The sequence below is a fragment of the Kitasatospora sp. NPDC056138 genome (assembly GCF_042264695.1).
Taxonomy (GTDB): Bacteria; Actinomycetota; Actinomycetes; order Streptomycetales; family Streptomycetaceae; genus Kitasatospora.
The window spans coordinates 1-18,862 of record NZ_JBHJVK010000005.1 but is presented as its reverse complement, the minus strand read 5'-3'; the positions used below and the strand labels follow the sequence as shown (position 1 = coordinate 18,862).

Below are 18,862 nucleotides of genomic sequence, written 5' to 3'. Positions count from 1 at the left end.
CACTCGGCCGCCACCAGGTCGCCGCGAATCGTTCATGCACCGCAGACCGCCACAGAACCGGACAACTACCCCGGGATCGGGCACTCGACTCTGTCAACTCCCCGTTAGCTCCTGCATAATCAGGCGGGTTCGCCATCGGAACCGAGGAGGACCGGCCCATGCCGGGAGAGCACTGCGCCAGGTGCGGCACCGTCCGGACTCCCGGCGGCTGCGCGTGCGCCGCCGTCCCGTACGGCCAGCCGGGCCACCCGATGCACCCGGTGCACCCGGTGCACCCGGACATGGACGAGACCGCGGTCCTCCCGCACACCGAGGGCCCGCCGCTGGTCCGCCCGTACGTCCCGGCCGCGGCCGAGTACCAGGAACCGCACCCGGACGCGTTCCCCACCGCCCTGCTGCCGCCGGTCCCCGCGCAGGACGCCGAGGCCACGGCGCTGCTGCCGCCCGTACCGCCGCAGCCGTACCCGTCCGCACCCGCGCCCGCGCCCGCGCAGCAGCCCTACCGGCCCCACCAGCAGCAGTTCCAGCCGCCGTACCGGCAGCAGCACCAGCCCGTTCCCCCGTACCAGCCGCAGCCGCAGCCGGCCGAGCTCGGGACCTTCGCCTTCCAGCAGGGCGACGGGCCCGGTGGGCGGGCCGAGCGGCGGGTGCAGCAGCACGAGGCCCCGCTCAGACGCAAGGCCGCCATGGCGGCGGCCGGAGTGGGGATCGTCGCGATTGGCGCCGGTATCGCCTTCGCGCTGGCGCCCGCCCAGGGGAAGGGCGGCAACGACCAGGCGGTCCCCGCTCCGATCGGCACCATGACGGCCCTGCCCACCGGTGCGGCGGTCAGCGCCCCGCCGTCCAGCGCGGCGCCGGACAGCCCCTCGCCGTCCCCCACCAGGTCGAGCGCCAGGCCGTCCCCCACGGTCAGCCGCGCCCCGGTGATCGCGGTGAAGCCCACGACGGCCAAGCCGAGCCCGCCCCCGTCCCCGACCGCCGCCCCGAGCACCGCCGCACCGTCCCCGACCCGGAGCACGGCGCCCACCCTGACCCCGGGCATGAGGGGACCGGACGTCACCGCGATGCAGCGCCAGCTTCGGGACTGTGGCGACCCGTACCTGCGGGTTTCCGGCAAGTACGACGGTCAGACCGAGGCGGCCGTCAGCGACTACCAGCAGTACGCGGACGTCCAGGGCGACCCGGACGGCGTGTACGGCCCCAACACCCGGGCCGCCCTGGAGGCCGGCACCGGCTGCTGAGCCGGGCCCCGGGCGCGGGGAACCGCGCGGGGGCACCACGCAGCCCGGGGAGCCGACCGCGCGGCGAACGGCTCAGCCGGTGACGGCGTTGAAGACGCTGAAGGCGGCCATCAGCAGCATCACACCGGCCGCCACCCGCACGATGACCTTCATCGGGACGTACTGCAGCAGCTTCTGCCCGCCCACGATGGCGATCCCGCCGACCGCGCACAGCGCCAGCCAGGCGCCGATGCCGACCGAGATCGGGTCGGCGTACTTCGCGGCGAGGTTGGCGGTCATGATCTGGGTCAGGTCACCGAACTCGGCGATCGCGACGACCACGAAGCTGGCTCCGGCGACCTTCCAGAAACTGCCCGAGGAGGGCTCCTTGGCGGCGTGACCGTCCTCCTCCTCGTCCCTGTGCCAGAGCAGCATCAGCGCGCCGATCAGGAAGAGCAGGCCGGTGACGCCCTCCACCCAGCGCTGCGGCAGCAGAGCGAGCAGGCTGCCCGCCGCCAGGGCGAGGCCCACCTGGAGGGCGAAGGCGGCGGCGATCCCGGCGAAGACGTAGCCCGCCCGGTAGCGGGTGCCGAGGACCAGGCTGGCCAGGGCGGTCTTGTCGGGCAGTTCGGCGAGGAAGATGATGCCGAAGGTCAGAGCGGCGATGGTCAGGCTCATCGGGACGTGGTTTCCCTTGGTCTGGCTGCCCGGCCGGATGACCACCCATCGGGGGACGCCTCGGCCCGACAGCACTGGTCATGGTCACAGCACTGCGGCCGAAGGTCTCGCCGACACCCCGCGACGGGCGGGTGTCCCGGGCGCCGGGCCCGCACGAGGCGAGGCCAGTATGTCGACGGTCCGGTGGAGGGCTACTCCCCTTCAACACCCGCCAGCCTACCCGATCGGCGTACCGACCCCGTGGGCCACGAGTCCCCGCGCGACCAGCTCCAGCACCACGACGATCGCCACCGCCTCCACCGCGAGCAGCGCGATCAGCACGAACAGCTGCACCGCGCCCGCCTGTACCGGCGTCGCCCCGCCGAGCAGCATCCCGACGAAGGCCCCGGGCAGGGTGACCAGGCCCACCGTCCTGGTCTGGTCGAGTGCCGGGTCGAGCGAGGTCGCCGCCGCCGTCCGGCAGATCTCCAGCCGGGCGTCCCGGTCCTCGAAGCCGAGCGCGAGCGCCGCGTCCACCTCGCCGTGCCGCTGCCGCAGCTCGTCCAGTGCCCGGCGGCCGGCCAGTGAGGTGGCGGTGAGCGCGCCGCCGATCAGGATTCCGGCTACCGGGATGACCGACAGGCCCTCGGGCGGCAGCAGTCCGCCGGCCAGCAGCAGCGCCAGCACCGGCAGCACCCCGATCCCGATCGGGGCGGCGGCCCAGTACCAGCCGGGTCCGGTCGTCATCCGCCGCCCGGCGGTCCGCACCGCGACCGTGAACATCACCAGGACGAACAGCGCGGAGGTCCAGAGCGAGCCGACCACCCAGGTGATCACGTAGGCGACCACCCCCAGCTGCAGCACGGCGCGCAGCCCCGCCCGCAGGACGTCCCGGCCGTGTCCGAGCAGCCCCCAGCCGGCGACCGCGACCGCCGCGAGCAGCAGCGCGGCCGTGACGGCCCCGAGGGCGGGCGTGACCGGAAGGAGCTGGTTCGCGGCCGCCACGGCTCAGATCCAGCTGGTGAGCCACATCCGCTCCTGCCACTGCGTCATGGGGATCACCTCCGCCGTGTAGAGGGGGTAGAAGTACGCGAAGCAGCCGACGATCGCCAGTACGACGGCACCTGCGGCGATCGCCCCGTACCGGCGGCGCGGCGCCGGGCAGCCGGGCGGGCCGAGCATCGCCCCCAGCATGAAGGCCACCGCCAGGCAGAGGAAGGGGACCAGCACCACCATGTAGAAGGAGAAGATCGTCCGGTGCTGGTACTGGAACCAGGGCAGGTAGACCCCTGCGACACCCGCCAGTACCGCACCCGCCCGCCAGTCCCGGCGGAAGAACCAGCGCCAGAGCAGGTACGCGAGCGCGAAGCAGGCGGTCCACCAGAGCAGCGGGGTGCCGAGCGCCAGGATCTGGGAGGCACAGCCGCCCTGGGCGGTGCAGCCCTGCTGCCCCTGCGGCACTTGCTGCCAGTACATGCTGACCGGGCGTCCCTGGACCAGCCAGCTCCACGGGTTGGACTGGTACATGTGCGGGCTGGTGAGGCCGGTGTTGAAGTCGTACATCTGCGCCTGGTAGTGCCACCAGCTGCGCAGCGACTCGGGCACCCAGCCCATCGGGACCTGCGGCAGTGGGATGTCCACCACGGGGGTGCGCGGCGGGGAGAGACCGGCCCGGCCTTCGGCCCAGTGGCGGTCGAAGCCGCCGTCGGTGGCGAACCAGCCGCTCCAGGCCGAGACGTACACGAGTACGGCGACGCCGACCGTCGAGAGGAAGGCGGGCAGCGCGTCCCGCCGGAGCATCGAACGCCAGGGGCGGGCGGCCCCGGCCCAGCGGCGTCCGGACTGGTCCCACAGGACCGTCAGCAGTCCGAAGGCGGCCAGGATCTGGGCGCCGTTCCACTTGGTGGCACAGGCCGCGCCGAGCAGCAGTCCGGCCGCCAGCCGCCAGGGGCGCAGCCCGAGCCGGACCTCGTCCCCGGCCCGGCCGCCCTCGGCCCGGGCGGCGCGCAGGATCTCGCGGGTGTGGTCGCGGTCGACCAGCAGACAGCCGAAGGCGGCGAGGACGAAGAACATCACCACCCCGTCCAGCAGCCCGACCCGGCTCATCACGAACTGCAGGCCGTCCACGGCCATCAGCAGCGCGGCGGTGCAGCCGAGCAGGGTGGAGGAGAACAGCCGGCGGCCGATCCGGGCCAGCATCAGCACGGTCAGCGTGCCGAGCAGCGCGACCGCCACCCGCCAGCCGAACGGGTGCAGGCCGAAGGCCGACTCGCCGAGCGAGATGACCCACTTGCCGAGCGGCGGATGGGCGATGAACTCGGGGGCCGGGGTGAGCGGGACGTTCTGCGGGACCGACAGGATCCCGAAGTTAGAGTTCTCCGGCCAGACGCCCTCGTAGCCCTGGTGCAGCAGCGACCAGGCGTCCTTGGGGTAGTACGTCTCGTCGAAGACGAAGGCGTTGGGGTAGGCGAGGTTCCAGAACCGCAGGATCCCGGCGAAGAGCGCGACCGCGACCGGTCCGAGCCAGCCCGAGTACCGGACGACCCACCCCACCTCCGGCCCGCTCAGGTACCGGGCCGCCCGCGCCGGGAGCGCGGTGCGGACCGGGGGGTCGGTGTCGGTGACTGTCGCGTGTGCCATGACCTCGCCGATTCATCGCTTCGATAGCTGTGGGGTGCCGGCCCCGGCTGACACTACGTCGCCCTTGCTCCGAAACCCTAGCCAGCATCCGACGCGGCAGGCCCCGCTGCACCTCGTACTACGGTGGGCGCCCGGGTTTGACCCTCGACCTGGTCGAGGCCACAGAGTCGTCGGCGTGGAGAGCAGCGTGATGCACAGCATCGGTGAGATGGCCAGGGACAGCGGGCTGAGCGTGAGCGCACTGCGGTTCTACGACGGGGCCGGGGTGTTCGGGCCCGCGTGGGTGGATCCGCAGAGCGGTTACCGCTGGTACGCGCCCGAGCAGTTGGCGGACGCCCGGCTGATCGCCCGGCTGCGCCGGGTCGGCATGCCGCTGGCGGACATCTCGCGCGTGCTGGGCGAGCCCGCGGGCACGGCCCGGCAGGTGCTGGACGGTCACCTGCGGCGGCTGGAGGACGGTCTGGCCGACGCGCGTCGCGAGCTCTCCACGGTACGGACGCTACTCGACCTGAGGGAGAACCCGATGAACCCGATCACCGTGGCCCGACTGACCGTTCAGGCCCGGGAGTTGGCCGCCGCACTGGACGCGGTCCGCTTCGCCGTGGGCACCGACCCCGAACAGCCCGCCGTCGGCGGCGTGCTGCTGGAGGCGGAGGCCGGGCTGCTGCGCCTGGTCGCCACCGACCGCTACCGGCTGGCCGTCGCCCAGGCACCGCTCGAAGGACCGGCCGAGGGGACGGCGAGCGTGATCGCCCCGACCTCCTTCGTGGACGAGCTCCGCCCGCTGCTGGACGGCTCCGGCGCCCGGCCGGTCCGCCTCGTCGTCGAGGGCGACCGGCTGATCGCCACCGTCGACGACCGCGCCGTACTGGGCGAGCGGATCGACCAGGACTACCCCGACTACCGGCCGCTGATCCGGCTGGAGCCCACCCACCGGCTGCGCCTGGACACCGCCGAGCTGCGCGGCGCCCTGGCCGGCGCCGCCACCAGGAGCGTGGTCCGCAGCCAGGACGGCGCCGCGTGCGAGGTCTCGGTGCTGGCCGTGTCCGCCGACGGCTCGCTCACCGTGGCCGACCCCGAGGGCCCGGCGGACGGCCTGCGGGTGGGGGTGAACCGGGACTTCCTGCTGGAAGCCGTCGCGGCGGGCGGCGCCGGCCAGCTGGTCCTGGAACTCGGCGGCCCCATCGCCCCGCTCGCCGTCCGCTTCCCCGACCGCGCGGAGACCTTCTCCCTGCTGATGCCCACGACCCTCTCCTGACCCCCTTCGAAGCCTGACTCCGTTCGGGCCTGGCCCCTTTTCGGACCCGGCCCCGTCAAAGACGGGTCCGGCCGCCGTCCGGCAGCTCCTCCCCCGAGGTGCTGCGGACGGCGGCCGGAAGCCGGTGGGGCCGAGGTCACGCCACGGCCGGGAGCTCCCCGGTCGAGGTCACCGAGGCGCGGCGGGCCGGAACCCGGGTCACCGGGATGCCCGGCTGCAGGACGGCGTTGTCCTGGGCGGGCGTCAGGTGGGCCCGCAGGCGCACGGCCAGGGTGACGATCAGCAGGGTGCAGAGCACCATCACGGCGAGGTAGAGCGGCCAGGTGCCGGAGCCGACCAGCAGCACGCCGACGGCCGGGCCGACGGCGATGGCGATCTGCTTCACCAGGGCGTGCGCGGAGTTGTAGGTGCCGAGCAGCCGGGCCGGGGCGAGGTCGGCGACGATCGGGCCCATGGTCGGGGCCAGCAGCGACTCACCGGCGCCGAACAGGGCGTACACCGCGACGATCGCCACGGTCGCGGCCAGCTCGTCGGAGCGGACCAGACCGGCGGTCAGCGCCATCGCCCAGGCACCCAGCCAGACCACGCCGGCGGCGGCCATCGCGGTGGTGCGGCGGCGGCGCTCGGTCAGCTTCACCACGAACATCTGCAGCACCACGATGGTCAGCGCGTTGGCGCCGATCGCCAGGCCCAGGGTGGACGGCGCGGTGCCGACGGTGTCGGTGGCGAAGGCCGCGACCCCTGACTCGAACTGGCCGTAGCAGGTGAAGAAGATCAGCCCGGCGAGCAGGCAGAGCCGCATCATGGCCTTGTCGGCGAACAGCGCGCGCAGCCCCTGCGGACCGCCCTCGGTCTCCTCGACCGCGACCGGCGCGGGCGCCGGGATGCGCGCGGTGCCGGTGACGACGGCGAGGCCCAGGAAGGTCAGCGCCTCGATGGTGAACAGCCGGGTCAGGCTGGCCGGGTCGGCCACGTCCACGATCTGTCCGCCGACCAGGGCGCCGATGCCCATCCCCAGGTTGACCAGGGTGAACTGGAGCGCGAAGGCCCGCGAGCGGGTGGCCCGGGTCGAGCAGCGCACGATCATCGTGGCCAGCGCCGGCTGGCAGGTGGTGACACCCGCGCCGAACAGGAAGGACGAGAGCAGCAGGCCGGGGGTGCCGGTGGCGTGGCCGAACGCGAACGCTCCGGAGGCCGCCAGGGCCGTACCGGCGAGCAGCACCGGGCGAGGACCGTACCGGTCGATCCCGCGGCCGGTGAAGGGCAGCACAGCCAGCGCGGCCAGCGCGAAGACGGTGAACACCATCCCGGCGGCGAGCGAGCCCAGGCCCCTGACCTGGTCCACGTAGACGAACATGTACGGCATCGTGAATCCGCTGCCGAACGCGCTGAGCGCATTGCCGATCTGGACGCGGCGCAGCGGGCCGCCCGCCCCATGACGCTGCTGCCTCTGCTGCTTCACCGTGCCGGTCACCGTGCACACCCTTTCACTGGATACTCTTCGAGCAGACACTCTTCGAGCGGATACTCTTCGATGCGGAAGATTTCAGAGCTAAACTCTAAACATCGGAACCCTGAACCGTCAAAGGCTTAACGCCTGCATCCCTTCGTGGGAGAATGGGCCGCATGAGTGCACCCAAGGCCGCACCGACGACCTGCGACGAGCTGGACATCGCCGACCAAGTGGCCGTCTACCTGCGGGAGTTCCCCACGGTCGACCCCCAGGTCGAGACCATCGTCTCGACCCTCTCCCGGGTCGCCCGGCGGATGAGCGTCGCCTACGGGCGGCAGCTCACTGTGCTCGGGATCACCTCCGCCGAGTGGGAGGTGCTCAAGGCCCTGGTGGTCTCCGGCAGCCCGTACCGGATGGGCCCCGGCGACCTGGCCAAGCGGCTCGGCCTGACCCCCGCCGCGATGACGCACCGGATCGACCGGATGGTCGCCGAGGGCCTGGTCACCCGGGAGCGGGACGAGGCCAACCGGGTCCGCGTGATCATCGAGCTGACCGAGGAAGGCCGCGACAAGTGGCTGGAGTCGATGCGGATGGCCGCGGTCTTCGAGGAGGAGCTGCTCCAGGACATCACCCAGGCCGAGCGCCCCGAACTCTCCGCGCTGCTCGGCCGGATGCTGCGCCGCATCGAGGAGACCCAGCCGGACGCCCTGGGCCGCACCGACGACCTGGACTGAGTGCGGTCGGCGCCGGGACCCCGCGGGCCCGGTGCCGACCGGTGGCTCAGCTCCCCGTCGGGCCGTCCGGCCGGACGGCGACGTGGTCCGGTTCGAGGTCCACCGCCACCCGGTGCTCCATGCCGAGCGCCTCCAGGAACTTGCGGGGCAGCTGCACCCGGCCGGTGCGGTCCAGCATCACGTACTCGCGCTCGCTGACGGTCTCCGCGCCGTGCTCGTCGATCACGGTCCGCCGCAGGACCTCGCTGCTGGTCCGGCCGTCCCGGATCGCCACGGTGCGGCGCACCTCGCCCGCCACCATCGGGTCGTGGGTGACGATCACCACCGTGGCACCCAGCTCCCGGTTGGTCGTGCGGAAGGCCTCGAAGATCCCGGCGGCGGTCTCCGAGTCCAGCTCGCCGGTCGGCTCGTCCGCCAGCAGCACCGCCGGGGAGTTGACCATCGCCACCGCGATGGCGGCTCGCTGCTGCTGACCACCCGAGAGCTGGGACGGCCTGCGGTGGGCGAGATCTCCGATGCCCAGCACCTCCAGCAGCTCCGCAACCCGGGCCGATCGGCGCGCCGCGGCCCCCTTGGATCCGGCCCGGCCACGCAACTGCATCGGCAGTGCGACGTTCTGAGCCACCGTCAGGAAGGGCAGCAGGTTGCGCGCGGTCTGCTGCCAGACGAAGCCGACCACCTCCCGGCGGTAGCGCAGCCGCTCCTTGGCCGACATCCCCAGCAGGTCGCGGCCCGCCACCCGGGCACCGCCGGCCGTCGGCACGTCCAGGCCCGCCAGGATGTTCAGCAGCGTCGACTTCCCGCTGCCCGAGGCACCCACCAGCGCGACCAGGTCCCCCTGGTCCACCACCAGGTCCAGTCCCTGGAGGGCCTGGACCTCCACCCGGTCCGCGGTGAAGATCCGCACCAGCCGGTCGCAGGCGATCGCCGCGTCCGCCCCGTACGCACGCTCCCCGGCGGCGGCCAGCGCCGCCCGTTGCAGCTCCTGGTAGCCGGGTCCCGTCTGGGTGTCGCTCATCGCCCGTCCCCCGCTCTCAACTCGGTGGTGATCTGTCGCCGCCCGGACACCGCCGCCTCGGCGACGACCGTCGCGGTCGCGATCGTCGCCAGGGCCAGCACCTGGAGCAGAACCGGCAGCCAGGCGGTCCGCAGCCCGGTGGCTACCGGCGCGCCGACCATGGCCGAAAGGTCCACCGCCGCGCCGAGCAGCGGCACCGCGGCGGCGGCCACCAGGCCACCCGCGACTGCGGCCACCAGCGGCTGCGGCAGCGCCTCGGCCAGGATCAGGGCCAGCCCCTGCCACGGCCGCAGGCCCATGGTGCGAAGCCGGGCCAGCAGCGCGGCCCGCTCCGGCGCGGCCCGGACCAGGGTCAGCAGGACGGACAGCAGCGCGTAGCCGCCGGCCGCAGCGACGGACGCCCAGAACAGCCCGACCCCCGTCCGCTGGAGCGGGTCCACGGCCAGTTCGCGAGCGGCCTCCGCCCTCGTCCGGACCGAGTAGGAGTCCTCGGACCACTGCTTCGACGCGGCGCCGGCAGCGACCGGGCGGGCCGGGGAAAGCCGCTGGAGCAGGTCGCGCAGCGCGGCCGTCTCGAGTCGGCCGGTGGCCAGCCACAGGTTGGGGCGGCCGAGCCGCGGGAGTCGGCGGGTCGCCGGGCCGGCCGGGAGGACCATGGTCCTGGTTCCGCCACCGCCGTTGACGACCGGGGTACCGTCGACCACTCCCGCCACCCGGACCCGGAGCTCTGCGGACGCGAACCGGACCGCGCCCGGCGCGCCGCCGAGGCGCTCGGCCACGTCCCGGCTGACCAGGGCCGGGACCGAGGAGTCCGCCCGGCCGTCGTCGGCCAGCAGCGCGGGGTCGAAGCCACCGCGGCCGAGGTCGCGGGCCAGCTCGGCGTAGGCCACCGGGTCGATCACGACCACGGTGACGCCCGAGATCAGCGCACTGCCGGAGGTGCCCACCGACACCCCGTCGTCGGTCCAGGCTGCGGTGGCCGTGCCGGCGCCGGGCAACCGGGCCGCAGCCGCCTCGAAGCCCTCGGGCAGGACCGCGGCGGCCAGGCCGGCCACCCTCGCCCCGGCGCCCACATCGGTCAGGGCGGCCCGTTCACGCCCTGCGGTGACCGAGTCCAGCACCGTGGCACCGAAGCCCGCCGTGGTGGCCGCGAGCAGCAGGGCGAGCAGCGGAAGGACGGAGGGCCGGTTCCGCCGCCCCTCTCCCCGGGCGGCGCGGGCCAGCCCGAGGAACCCCACCAGCCCGGGGCGGCGGCCCGCCCGACGGGCCACCCAGCCGATCAGCACCGGATGGAGCCGGGCCAGCACCAGGGCCGCCGTCAGTGCGAGCAGCAGCGGGGCGCCGACCAGCAGCAGGTCGACTCCGTCGCCGCCGGGAGCCACCCCCCGGCGCCGGACGGCGACCAGCGCGCCCACGGTGACGGCCGCCACCGCCAGTTCGACGACCAGCCGCCGCCGTCCGCCGTCCGGCCGGGGACCGACCGACAGCACCAGGGCCCGCAGCGGCAGGCCCAGCAGCGCGACCAGGGTGATCGCCAGGGCGGCCAGCACCGAGGCACCCCAGCGCCCGGTCGGCAGTACCAGCAGGGCGAGCAGCGTTCCGGCCAGCGCGGCGGGCAGCACCGTCACCGCCGTCTCGCCGAGCAGCCGGCGCAGCACCCCGGTCCGCGAACCGCCACGGGCGCGGAGCAGGTGCAGCTCGGTGGCCCGGCGCTCGGCGGCGAGGGCCGCGGCCAGGCAGAGCACCGCGCCCGCGACCCCGGCCGCGCCCAGCGGGCCGCCCGCGGTCAGCGGTGCGATGGCGGCCTGGCGGTGGGCCGCCTCGGTGAACAGCTGCGGCAGTACCGAGTCGACCTGGATGTCGTGCGACCCGAGTGCGTCGGGCAGCCGGACGTTCGCCGGTCCCGCCATCAGCGAGGCCACCGCGCTCCGGATGGCGGGCAGACGGTCGGCGTGCAGTGCGGCGGGGTCGAACGGGAGCTGGTAGAAGTCCAGGTAACCGGCGCCCCAGGAGGACAGCCCGGCGAGTGCGCCACGGCCGACCAGGCCACCGGCCGACCAGTACGGGATGGCCATGCCGTCCTTCACGATGCTGCTCAGGCAGGCGGCGGCCAGGCACGGGGTGCCCGCCCAGAAGGCGCTCTCCGGCTGGTCCGGGCTGAACAGCCCCACCACCTCGGCCCTCGCCCCGTCACTGGTCCCCCCCACCGGAGGCCCGGCGTTCAGGGTCGAGCCCACCCGGACGCCGAGGGTGGCGGCGGTGACCTCGGACAGGGCCACCTCGTAGCGCGGATGCGCCACGGCGGCGGTGGGCCACCGGCCGGCCACCAGGCGGGCGTGCGAGGCGGCGGCGTTCAGGTAGGACAGGCCGAGCTTGGGCGGCAGCCCGCCGGGGCGGGCCAGTCCGCTGTCCATCAGGTCGCGCGAGGCCTTCGCCGCCGAGCCGTAGATCGGGCCGTCGGCCGTCAGCCGCAGCGGAGCCGGGACAGCGCCGGCGACCGCCTTGGCCTTAAGATCCAGCTCGGTCCCGCGCAGCCCGGAGTCGTCCACGGGTTCCTCGGCCGACGGAAGGACGTCCGGCCGGACCTTCACCGTCAGGGAGCCGGCCGTCGGGCCGTGCCTGCGGATCAGTTCGCGCAGCGCCTGGTCCGCACCCCGGTCCTGCGCGCGGGGCAGGGCGGCGGCCAGGAAGGCCGTGACGAACACCAGGACGGCCGTCAGCAGGGCCGCCGTCGGTGCCGTACGCAGCCTGGTGCGCACCCAGGGTGCTCCGGCCAGACCGCCCAGCGGCTCGCTCATGTCTCCTCCACATGCCGCAGGCGTGCGGTCAGGTCCCGGTTGCGGCGTCCGCCGAGGAGCACCGACACCAGCAGTCCGGCCGCGATCGCCAGCGCCAGCAGCGCGACCTGGCCCAGGGGCAGGTGCACCAGCACCTCGGGTACCGGACGGCGGGCCGCCGGACTCAGCACGATCAGCGGGAGCACCAGGTGCGCCAGCACCGTGCCGAGACCGACACCGACCGCCACGGCGAGCAGCACCAGGACACCCTGTTCGGCCACCACCGCGCGGGCCAGCCGGCGCCGGGAGGCACCCAGGGCGAGCAGGACCGCGAACTCGCCGGCCCGTTCGGCCGCGGCGCCCGCGGTCGCGGCGGCGAGCCCGATCGCGGCCACCACGGCGGCTGCCACGGCCAGAGCCGCCAGGGCGTTCTGCGGAGCCGCTCCTATCGGGTCACCGCGCAGCGCGGCCGCGACCTCCTCCCGCAGCTGCAGGGTCTGGGCTCCGGGCCCGGCCCGGAGCTCCGCCGCGGCCTTTCCCGGCAGCGGGTCGCCCGGTCCGGTACCGGGCAGCCACCACTCGTCCGGGACGACGGGCAGACTCTGCCGGTCGGCCAGGACGCGGTTCAGCGCCCCCAGGTCGACTGCGAGGGCGGGACCTTCGACCGTCGGCAGCGCGGCCACGGCGGCCACCAGCCGCACGCCGACGGTGGTGCCGCCCAGCGGGACCAGGATCCGGTCGCCGACCGAGGCGCCGATCGCCGCCAGAAAGCTGCGGGTGGCGATCCCGTTGAGCTCCGGAACCGGCGCGGTGCGTCCGCTCCCGTCGGCCGGGGCGAGGAGCGTCCTCACCTGGGGATCGATCGCGGCCGGGTAGCGGAACACCAACGGGTTCCGCCCCTCCACGACGGCGGTGCCGCCGGGCGACGGCTCCCTCTGCTTCCGGACGGTCTTGGTCGTGACCGACCACCCGAGGCCGGCCGGCACGGTCACCGCCGTGGCCGGTCCGTCGGCGCTGTCGGCGGCGGCGATCCGGTGAACCGTCAGCTCGCCGATGACACCGGGCTCCTCGGCCCGGTCGAACGTGATCACGATCCCGGCGATGGTCAGCGGAGCGGCCGCCGCTCCCAGCGGAGCACCCAGGTCGGGGCCGAGGTCGACGGAGACGGTCCGGTCGCCGACCGGCAGTACGGGGACCTGGACCTCGTACGGGACCCCGAACCGGTCGCGCAGCCACAGGTTGACCGTCGGGCCGTGCGGACTGCCTGCTCCGCCGCCGTCCGGACCGGTCAGCCGGACGCTCACGTCCAGGTCGATCCGGCGCGGGTGGCCCGGCAGCGGGATTCCCGCCTGGGGGCCGTCGGGCGCGGGCTGGACCAGCGTCTTGAACAGGTCGCCGACGGTGCGGCCACCGAGCAGGTCCGGGCGGATCCGCAGGTGCTGTGCCGCCGCTGCGGAATCCAGCGCCAGCAGCCCGGCGTCGCTCAGACCGGGCAGCACGAGGCTCTCCCGGGCGACCGGGACCAGGCGGTCTCCGCCGGGCAGCGAGGCGTACCGGCCGCTCTGGCCCATCGGCGCTGTGCCGGAGGCGGAGATCCGCAGACCCGCGGCGGTGGTGAAGTCCGCCCGGTCGCCCTGGGAGCCGGACCAGGTGGCTCGCTGCCCCAGCGCGAGCATGCCCATCGAGACGGCGAGCACCATCAGCAGGACCGGCCCCGTGCTGTGCCCGGGCCGCCGGGCGAACTGCCAGCCGACCAGCGCGGATTCCAGGTCCTGCCGCCGGGTGGCCAGCCGCTCCCCCAGCCTGGCCACCAGCGGCAGCACCCGGAGCACCAGGACGGTGCCGGCCGCCAGCGCGAGGGTGGGGGCCACCACGAGCAGCGGATCGATGCCGAGCCGGCCGGCCTGGTCCGCGCTCAGGCCTCCCCCGGCGTAGTGGGCGAGTTGCTGGTATGCCACGGCGGCCAGGCCCAGCAGCGCGAGGTCCCCGCCGGAGCGGGCCACTCCGGCGACCGCCGCCTGGCGCCGTCCGGCGCGCCGCAGCGTTGCCGTCCCCGCCGAGCGGAGCAGCCCGGGCACGGCCGCCAGCAGGACGCAGCCGAGCGCGCAGCCGGCCGCCACCAGCCAGCTGGTCCAGGAAAGACCGGTGTGCAGCCGGGTCTTCGCCAGCGGCCCCCAACCCGCCAGCAGCCGGACCAGCAGCGGAGTGAGCGGCGGGGCCAGCAGTGCGGCCGGCAGCGCGAGCAGACCTGCCTCGATGGCGGTGAACGCACCGATCCGCAGCCGTGAAGCGCCTCTGGCGGCGAGCAGTTCGTTCTCCGCAATCTGACGGTTCGTCACCAGATTGACCACCAGCAGCAGTGCGGCGACGGCGAGCACCGTCAGCTGCAGCATCCCGATCAGCAGCGTGGATCGGGCAACCAGCCGGTCCGATTCCAACTCCTTGAGCACCTGCGGGAGTTCGGTCTCCACCTGCAGGCCGTCGAGGGTCAGCCGCCCGGCGCGGTCCCCCAGGGCCTGGGAGTCGGCCATGCGGAGGGTGTCGAAGTCGGAGGTGACCAGGTACTTGCGGCCGTCCTGGGCGAGCCCGGCCACGGTGAAGGCGGCGTCGTCGACGAGCAGCGGGCCATAAGTGGTGAAGGACTGGACCCGGACGCCGCGACCGGCCAGGTCGTCGAGCTTCCAGTAGGGATCGTCCTGGTCCGCCGCCTGGTACACGCCGGTGATCCTGACGGCGCGCGCGGTGCCGTCGTACCGGTCCGTGAGGTCGACGACCGCCGGCAGGCCGGCCGGGGAGAGTCCCAGTCGGTCGAGCGCCGGCCGCGGGACGGCCGCCTCGATCGGTGTGGCGGGCCCGGCGGCGGCCTGCGGCCATCGTCCGGCGAGCAGGCGGGTCTGCGAACGGTCGAGGGAGGAGAGGTGAGTGAGGTCGGGGTCGGCCCCCGCGGGACCGCCCACGGGTGCGCCGGGCAGGGCGAAGGACCGGCTGTCGGCCACACTCCGGACGGTGTCGGGCAGCGGGGCGAAGAGCCCCCGGCCCAGCCGCGCGACGGCGGCGTCCTCCGTGGCCCGCGCGCCGACGTCGCCGTGTCCGCGGACCACCACGACCGTGCGGGCGAAGGCGGGGCCCTGGAGCGCGTGCCGCAGTCCGGGCTCGCCGACGCTCTCGTTGAACGCCGTCAGCGTGGCGAGAACCGCAGCGGTGATCAGCACGGTGAGCATGGCGGCGGCCGCCAGCGGAAGTCGCCCACGGAGTCGGCACATCAGGAAGCCGACCATGCCGCGTCTCCCCCGATAGGACCCGATGTCACCGAATAGCGAAGATTATTGTCAGATTAAGCCCTGAAACGGAAGGGTCTTGCGCGAATCATGTGACTATCGCGCACACTTGGGCATGACGATCCAGCAGAACACCGCAGCCGCACAGATGGTGACGATTCGGAACGTGACCAGGTGCTTCGACTCCGGCGCCGGGGAGGTGTACGCACTGCGCGGCGTCTCCTTCGACGTCCGACGGGGTGAACTCGTCGCGCTCAAGGGCAGGTCGGGATCGGGCAAGACCACCCTGCTCAACCTGGTCGGCGGCCTGGACAGCCCCACCAGCGGCGAGATAGCCCTCGACGGCACCGACCTGACGCAGCTGGACGAGGAGGGCCGGCTGGCCCTGCGGCGGGACCGGATCGGCTTCGTCTTCCAGTCGTTCGGGCTGATCCCGATCCTCACCGCCGCCGAGAACGTGGGCGTTCCGATGCGCCTGCGGCGCGTCCCGGTCCGCGAGCGCGAGGAGCGGGCACGCACCCTGCTGGCCCTGGTCGGACTGGCGGACCATGCCGACCAGCGTCCGGGCGAGCTCTCCGGCGGCCAGCAGCAACGCGTCGCCATCGCCCGCGCCCTGGCCAACGAACCGTCACTGATCATCGCCGACGAGCCGACCGGTCAACTGGACTCCGAGACCGGGCGGGCCGTCATGGAACTGCTGCGCGCCGTGGTCCGCAGCGAGGGCGTCACCGCCCTGGTGGCCACCCACGACCCGACGCTGATGGAACTCGCGGACCGCGTGGTGGAGCTCGCCGACGGCCGGATCGTCTGATCACGACCGGCCGCCCCGGGGCGCATCGGCACCCGGGGCGGCTGACTGCTCGTTGCGTCAGATCACCTGCTAGCAGGGACCGTTGTCGGTCCAGACGCCCCACTGCCCGCTGAGCGTCGGGTCCTCGCCCTGGGTCCACCACTTGTTGGTGTAGTAGTGGCCCTTCCAGGAGACCTTGGTCGGGGCGGCGTAGACCGTCGCGGCGTTCCAGCTCGGGGCACCCGCGCAGGAGGACGGCGAGGAGGAGGGGGAGGAGGTCGGCGAGCCGGTCGGGGAGCTCGACGGCGAGGAGGTCGGCGAGCTGCTGGTCGACGAGGACGGCGAAGAGGTCGGCGGGGCCGGGCAGTTGGCGGCGGAGCCGTTGGTCGCGTTCACCATCGAGTCGAACAGCGAGGTCTGGGTGCCCAGGTCGTAGAGCGAGAAGGCGAACGAGCCGCCCAGGCCGTTGCAGTGCGCGTAGTCCAGCTTGGCCTGGATCGACCGGGCGTTCTCACCGCTCCAGAAGGTGGTGCCGTCGTAGAAGTACGAGGTCTTGGCGGCGTCGTCCCAGTAGGTGTCGGCCGGATTGTCGACGAAGCCGTTCAGTTCCTTGTACATCCGGATGCCGTTGACGTTGCCGGACATCGAGGAGCCGGTGGCCGGCCCGGTCGCGCTCTGGAAGAGGCCGTGGTTGGCGCCCGCGGGCACACCGGTCCAGCCGCGGTAGTAGAACGGGACACCCATGTTGATCTTGTTGGCGGGGAAACCGCCGGGGATCCCGTACTGCGGGTCACCGACCGTCCAGGCCTTGATCGCGTTGTCGATCGAGTACTTGCCGTTGCCCGGCTTGACCGGCGTCATCGGGTCGTCGGGGCCGGAGTAGATCGGGGCCTGGTGGTTGGTGGGCCCGGTCGCGTCCCAGGCGCCGTGCATGTCGTAGGTCATGACGTCCAGGAACGTGAGGTACCGGCCGAGCTTGTCGGTCTCGACGTTCTGGATCTTGTCCTGGCCGGCGCCGACCGCCGCGGAGAGCGCGTAGGTCTTCTTGTCGGCGCTGCCCTGGGCGTCCAGCTCGGAGCGGAACTCGGCCATCAGCGCGGTGAAGTTCTGCTTGTCGGCCGGCGAGGCGTGGTTGCCGGTGTGCCCGCCGCCGCCCGGGTACTCCCAGTCGACGTCGAAGCCGTCGAAGATGCCCGCCCCCGTCCCGGGACCGCCGAAGCCGCCCTGCGCGGGCAGGTTGCCCTTGATGAACATGTCGATGCAGGAGGAGACGAACTTCTTCCGCGACCCGTCGGTGGCGGCCACGTCGGAGAAGTACTTGGAGTAGGTCCAACCGCCGATGGAGAGCAGGACCTTGAGGTTCGGGTTCTTCGCCTTCAGCTTCCTCAGCTGGTTGAAGTTGCCGACCAGCGGCTGGTTCCAGGTGTCGGCGATGCCGTCCACGCTGGTGCTCGCGTCGTACGTCTTCTGGTAGTCGGCGTACGCGTCGCCCGCTCCGTCACCGGCGTTGGGGTTGTTCTCGTCCTGCGAGGCGGCCTTGGTAGCCTCGAAACAGGTGAGGTTGGCCGGGTCGATGTTGGCGAAGTCGTAGATCAGGTAGTCCAGTTTCGAGGCGACGCCGGTGTCCTGGACCGTCTTCGGGTAGTACCCGTTGGCGTAGATCGACCACTGGTCGAAGTACGCGACCTTGATGCCCCCGCTGGTCGCCGGGGCACCGGTGGAGTTGGTCGGCGCGGCCTGGGCGGTGCCGCCCGAGGTCAGCGCGAGACCCGCACCGAGCAGCAGGGACGCGGCGGTACCGACCGCGAGCGCGGCCAGGCTCTTCGACCGCCGCCGGCGGACCGGCTCCTGGCCGATGGGGAGAGCACGATTCATGGGTGCATGACTCCTCGTTGTGGGGGAACTGCCGCCCCCTTGGGGGAGGTCACGCGGGGTGGGGCCACGTGGCCAGGGGCATGGCAGCGGGACGGGGGCGAGCAGGGGCCCGCGGGACGGCACGCGGGTACGCGGAACCGGCGCCGGAGGTCTGGACCACCGGCGCCGGCCCAGGGCTCCCTGCACCTGTGCACCAAAATGGACTAGACCAACTCCGCCGTCAAGGGCCGACGTTGCCGCTTGAGCCGGCCTTAAGGTTCACCGCCCCGCCGAGCAGCACCGGGCCGGACCGGCCCGGTGGCGGGACGGCTGCGGGGCCGGGGCCGCCGAGCGCGTCGGTCTCCGTCAGGTCGGGGCGTCGGGCTCCGGTGGGCCCACCCCTGGGTGACCGTCCGCCCCGGGCGGCCGTCAGTAGCGCAGGGCCGCGCCCACTTCGGCGGTGACCGGACCGGAGAGCTCGCGGTGGCTGCGGGCCGCGGCGTCGGTGGTGGCGCCCGGGGCGAGCTCGGGGACACTGACCACGACGGCGTCGAGCAGCTTGCCCGACTGGTCCTTGAAGTCCACCTCGATGGTGTAACGGCCGGGCGTGGACTGGTGGTTGGTGATGGTGAGCGGCGCGTCCGTACGGTCGTCGGAACCCGTCACCACCTCCCCGATCGTCACGTCCTCCCTGGCGTCCAGACCACCCTTCACACCGGCCAGCGCGGACGAGGCCGCAGCCCGGGCGGAGGCGATCGCCGAGGCGGCGGCCGACGCCAGTCCGCCGGCGGCCGAGGCCAGTTGCGAGGCGCCCGAGGCGAGCGCGGACTGCGCGGCCGCCGCCGCCGAGGAAGCCGGCGACCCCACCGGCCTGCTGGACGAGGAACACCCCGCCACCCCGGCCCCGGCGCACAGCACGGCAGCGACCACGACAGCCGTCCGGCGCCCTCGACGACGACGCTCCATGACATCTCCTCGCTCGGCAGCCCTCACCCCCACCCTTGGCCCGCCCCTGTGCCCCCGCCAACCGACGACGCCGTCCGGGTGAGCCCTCGACACGCCGGCCGGCTCACGCAGGTGCGGCAGCCCCCGTTACCTTTTCCGTGGCCCCGCAATGGGGCTCCCGGCCTCCGGCTCGGCATGACTGTTCCCCCCTGTAGTTCGCATGATCCGGGGGGTGGTG

General features: G+C 73.6%; 13 protein-coding genes. 4 read left to right on the top strand and 9 right to left on the bottom strand.

What is annotated here, in order from left to right:
• Positions 1-158: 158 nt before the first annotated feature.
• Positions 159-1,241: a peptidoglycan-binding protein gene (locus ACFC1R_RS05130; protein ID WP_375932915.1), complete on the top strand. Its 1,083-nt coding sequence runs from the start codon at positions 159-161 to the stop codon at positions 1,239-1,241.
• 72 nt (positions 1,242-1,313) lie between these two features.
• On the opposite strand, the gene ACFC1R_RS05125 is transcribed toward ACFC1R_RS05130, so the two are convergent.
• The 3 genes from ACFC1R_RS05125 to ACFC1R_RS05115 form a co-directional block, all read right to left on the bottom strand.
• Positions 1,314-1,898 (bottom strand): TMEM165/GDT1 family protein, encoded by a 585-nt coding sequence (locus ACFC1R_RS05125; protein WP_375932912.1) that lies wholly within the window; start codon positions 1,896-1,898, stop codon positions 1,314-1,316.
• A gap of 216 nt (positions 1,899-2,114) precedes the next feature.
• Entirely contained in the window at positions 2,115-2,882 is a 768-nt protein-coding gene (locus ACFC1R_RS05120) for an ABC transporter permease (RefSeq protein ID WP_375932909.1), read from the bottom strand.
• A 3-nt stretch (positions 2,883-2,885) separates the two neighbouring features.
• Positions 2,886-4,517 carry a dolichyl-phosphate-mannose--protein mannosyltransferase gene (locus ACFC1R_RS05115; protein WP_375932906.1) on the bottom strand — a complete coding sequence of 544 codons (1,632 nt, stop codon included), beginning with the start codon at positions 4,515-4,517 and terminating at the stop codon, positions 2,886-2,888.
• Positions 4,518-4,692: 175 nt separating this feature from the next.
• On the opposite strand from ACFC1R_RS05115, the gene ACFC1R_RS05110 reads away from it, so the two are divergent.
• Positions 4,693-5,775 carry a MerR family transcriptional regulator gene (locus ACFC1R_RS05110; RefSeq protein WP_375932903.1) on the top strand — a complete coding sequence of 361 codons (1,083 nt, stop codon included), beginning with the start codon at positions 4,693-4,695 and terminating at the stop codon, positions 5,773-5,775.
• Between the two features lie 136 nt (positions 5,776-5,911).
• Here ACFC1R_RS05110 and ACFC1R_RS05105 read toward each other — a convergent pair whose 3' ends face one another.
• Positions 5,912-7,249, bottom strand: coding sequence for an MFS transporter (locus ACFC1R_RS05105; protein ID WP_375932900.1), 1,338 nt, complete (start codon positions 7,247-7,249; stop codon positions 5,912-5,914).
• Between the two features lie 152 nt (positions 7,250-7,401).
• On the opposite strand from ACFC1R_RS05105, the gene ACFC1R_RS05100 reads away from it, so the two are divergent.
• The gene (locus ACFC1R_RS05100; RefSeq protein WP_375932897.1) at positions 7,402-7,962 is read left to right on the top strand and encodes a MarR family winged helix-turn-helix transcriptional regulator; all 561 of its coding nucleotides are present in this window, start codon (positions 7,402-7,404) and stop codon (positions 7,960-7,962) included.
• A gap of 46 nt (positions 7,963-8,008) precedes the next feature.
• Here the strand turns inward: ACFC1R_RS05100 and ACFC1R_RS05095 are convergent, their stop codons facing one another.
• From ACFC1R_RS05095 to ACFC1R_RS05085, 3 genes are read right to left on the bottom strand one after another with little or no spacing between them, the layout of a single operon-like run.
• Entirely contained in the window at positions 8,009-8,980 is a 972-nt protein-coding gene (locus tag ACFC1R_RS05095) for an ABC transporter ATP-binding protein (protein ID WP_375932895.1), read from the bottom strand.
• A complete protein-coding gene (locus ACFC1R_RS05090) occupies positions 8,977-11,778 on the bottom strand; it encodes a hypothetical protein (RefSeq protein WP_375932892.1) in 2,802 nt (933 codons plus the stop codon). Before ACFC1R_RS05090 ends, ACFC1R_RS05095 begins: the two co-directional genes overlap by 4 nt.
• A complete protein-coding gene (locus ACFC1R_RS05085) occupies positions 11,775-15,035 on the bottom strand; it encodes an FtsX-like permease family protein (protein WP_375932889.1) in 3,261 nt (1,086 codons plus the stop codon). The genes ACFC1R_RS05090 and ACFC1R_RS05085 overlap by 4 nt, the downstream gene beginning before the upstream one ends.
• A 148-nt stretch (positions 15,036-15,183) precedes the next feature.
• Here ACFC1R_RS05085 and ACFC1R_RS05080 point away from each other — a divergent pair, with 148 nt between their 5' ends.
• Complete coding sequence (locus ACFC1R_RS05080; protein WP_375933432.1) at positions 15,184-15,846, top strand: ABC transporter ATP-binding protein; 663 nt, start codon at positions 15,184-15,186, stop codon at positions 15,844-15,846.
• A 69-nt stretch (positions 15,847-15,915) separates the two neighbouring features.
• Here ACFC1R_RS05080 and ACFC1R_RS05075 read toward each other — a convergent pair whose 3' ends face one another.
• Both ACFC1R_RS05075 and ACFC1R_RS05070 read right to left on the bottom strand, forming a co-directional pair.
• Positions 15,916-17,700 carry a glycosyl hydrolase family 18 protein gene (locus ACFC1R_RS05075; RefSeq protein WP_375932887.1) on the bottom strand — a complete coding sequence of 595 codons (1,785 nt, stop codon included), beginning with the start codon at positions 17,698-17,700 and terminating at the stop codon, positions 15,916-15,918.
• Positions 17,701-18,108: 408 nt separating this feature from the next.
• Positions 18,109-18,645 (bottom strand): hypothetical protein, encoded by a 537-nt coding sequence (locus tag ACFC1R_RS05070; RefSeq protein ID WP_375932884.1) that lies wholly within the window; start codon positions 18,643-18,645, stop codon positions 18,109-18,111.
• Positions 18,646-18,862: the final 217 nt, after the last annotated feature.

Excerpts from the sequence above, each read along its gene's own strand:
- ACFC1R_RS05090 (WP_375932892.1), bottom strand. The coding sequence starts at position 11,778 with ATGAGCGAGCCGCTGGGCGGTCTGGCCGGAGCACCCTGGGTGCGCACC.
- ACFC1R_RS05125 (WP_375932912.1), bottom strand. The coding sequence starts at position 1,898 with ATGAGCCTGACCATCGCCGCTCTGACCTTCGGCATCATCTTCCTCGCC.
- ACFC1R_RS05075 (WP_375932887.1), bottom strand. The coding sequence starts at position 17,700 with ATGAATCGTGCTCTCCCCATCGGCCAGGAGCCGGTCCGCCGGCGGCGG.
- ACFC1R_RS05070 (WP_375932884.1), bottom strand. The coding sequence starts at position 18,645 with ATGGAGCGTCGTCGTCGAGGGCGCCGGACGGCTGTCGTGGTCGCTGCC.
- ACFC1R_RS05115 (WP_375932906.1), bottom strand. The coding sequence starts at position 4,517 with ATGGCACACGCGACAGTCACCGACACCGACCCCCCGGTCCGCACCGCG.
- ACFC1R_RS05130 (WP_375932915.1), top strand. The coding sequence starts at position 159 with ATGCCGGGAGAGCACTGCGCCAGGTGCGGCACCGTCCGGACTCCCGGC.
- ACFC1R_RS05095 (WP_375932895.1), bottom strand. The coding sequence starts at position 8,980 with ATGAGCGACACCCAGACGGGACCCGGCTACCAGGAGCTGCAACGGGCG.
- ACFC1R_RS05085 (WP_375932889.1), bottom strand. The coding sequence starts at position 15,035 with ATGGTCGGCTTCCTGATGTGCCGACTCCGTGGGCGACTTCCGCTGGCG.
- ACFC1R_RS05080 (WP_375933432.1), top strand. The coding sequence starts at position 15,184 with ATGGTGACGATTCGGAACGTGACCAGGTGCTTCGACTCCGGCGCCGGG.
- ACFC1R_RS05100 (WP_375932897.1), top strand. The coding sequence starts at position 7,402 with ATGAGTGCACCCAAGGCCGCACCGACGACCTGCGACGAGCTGGACATC.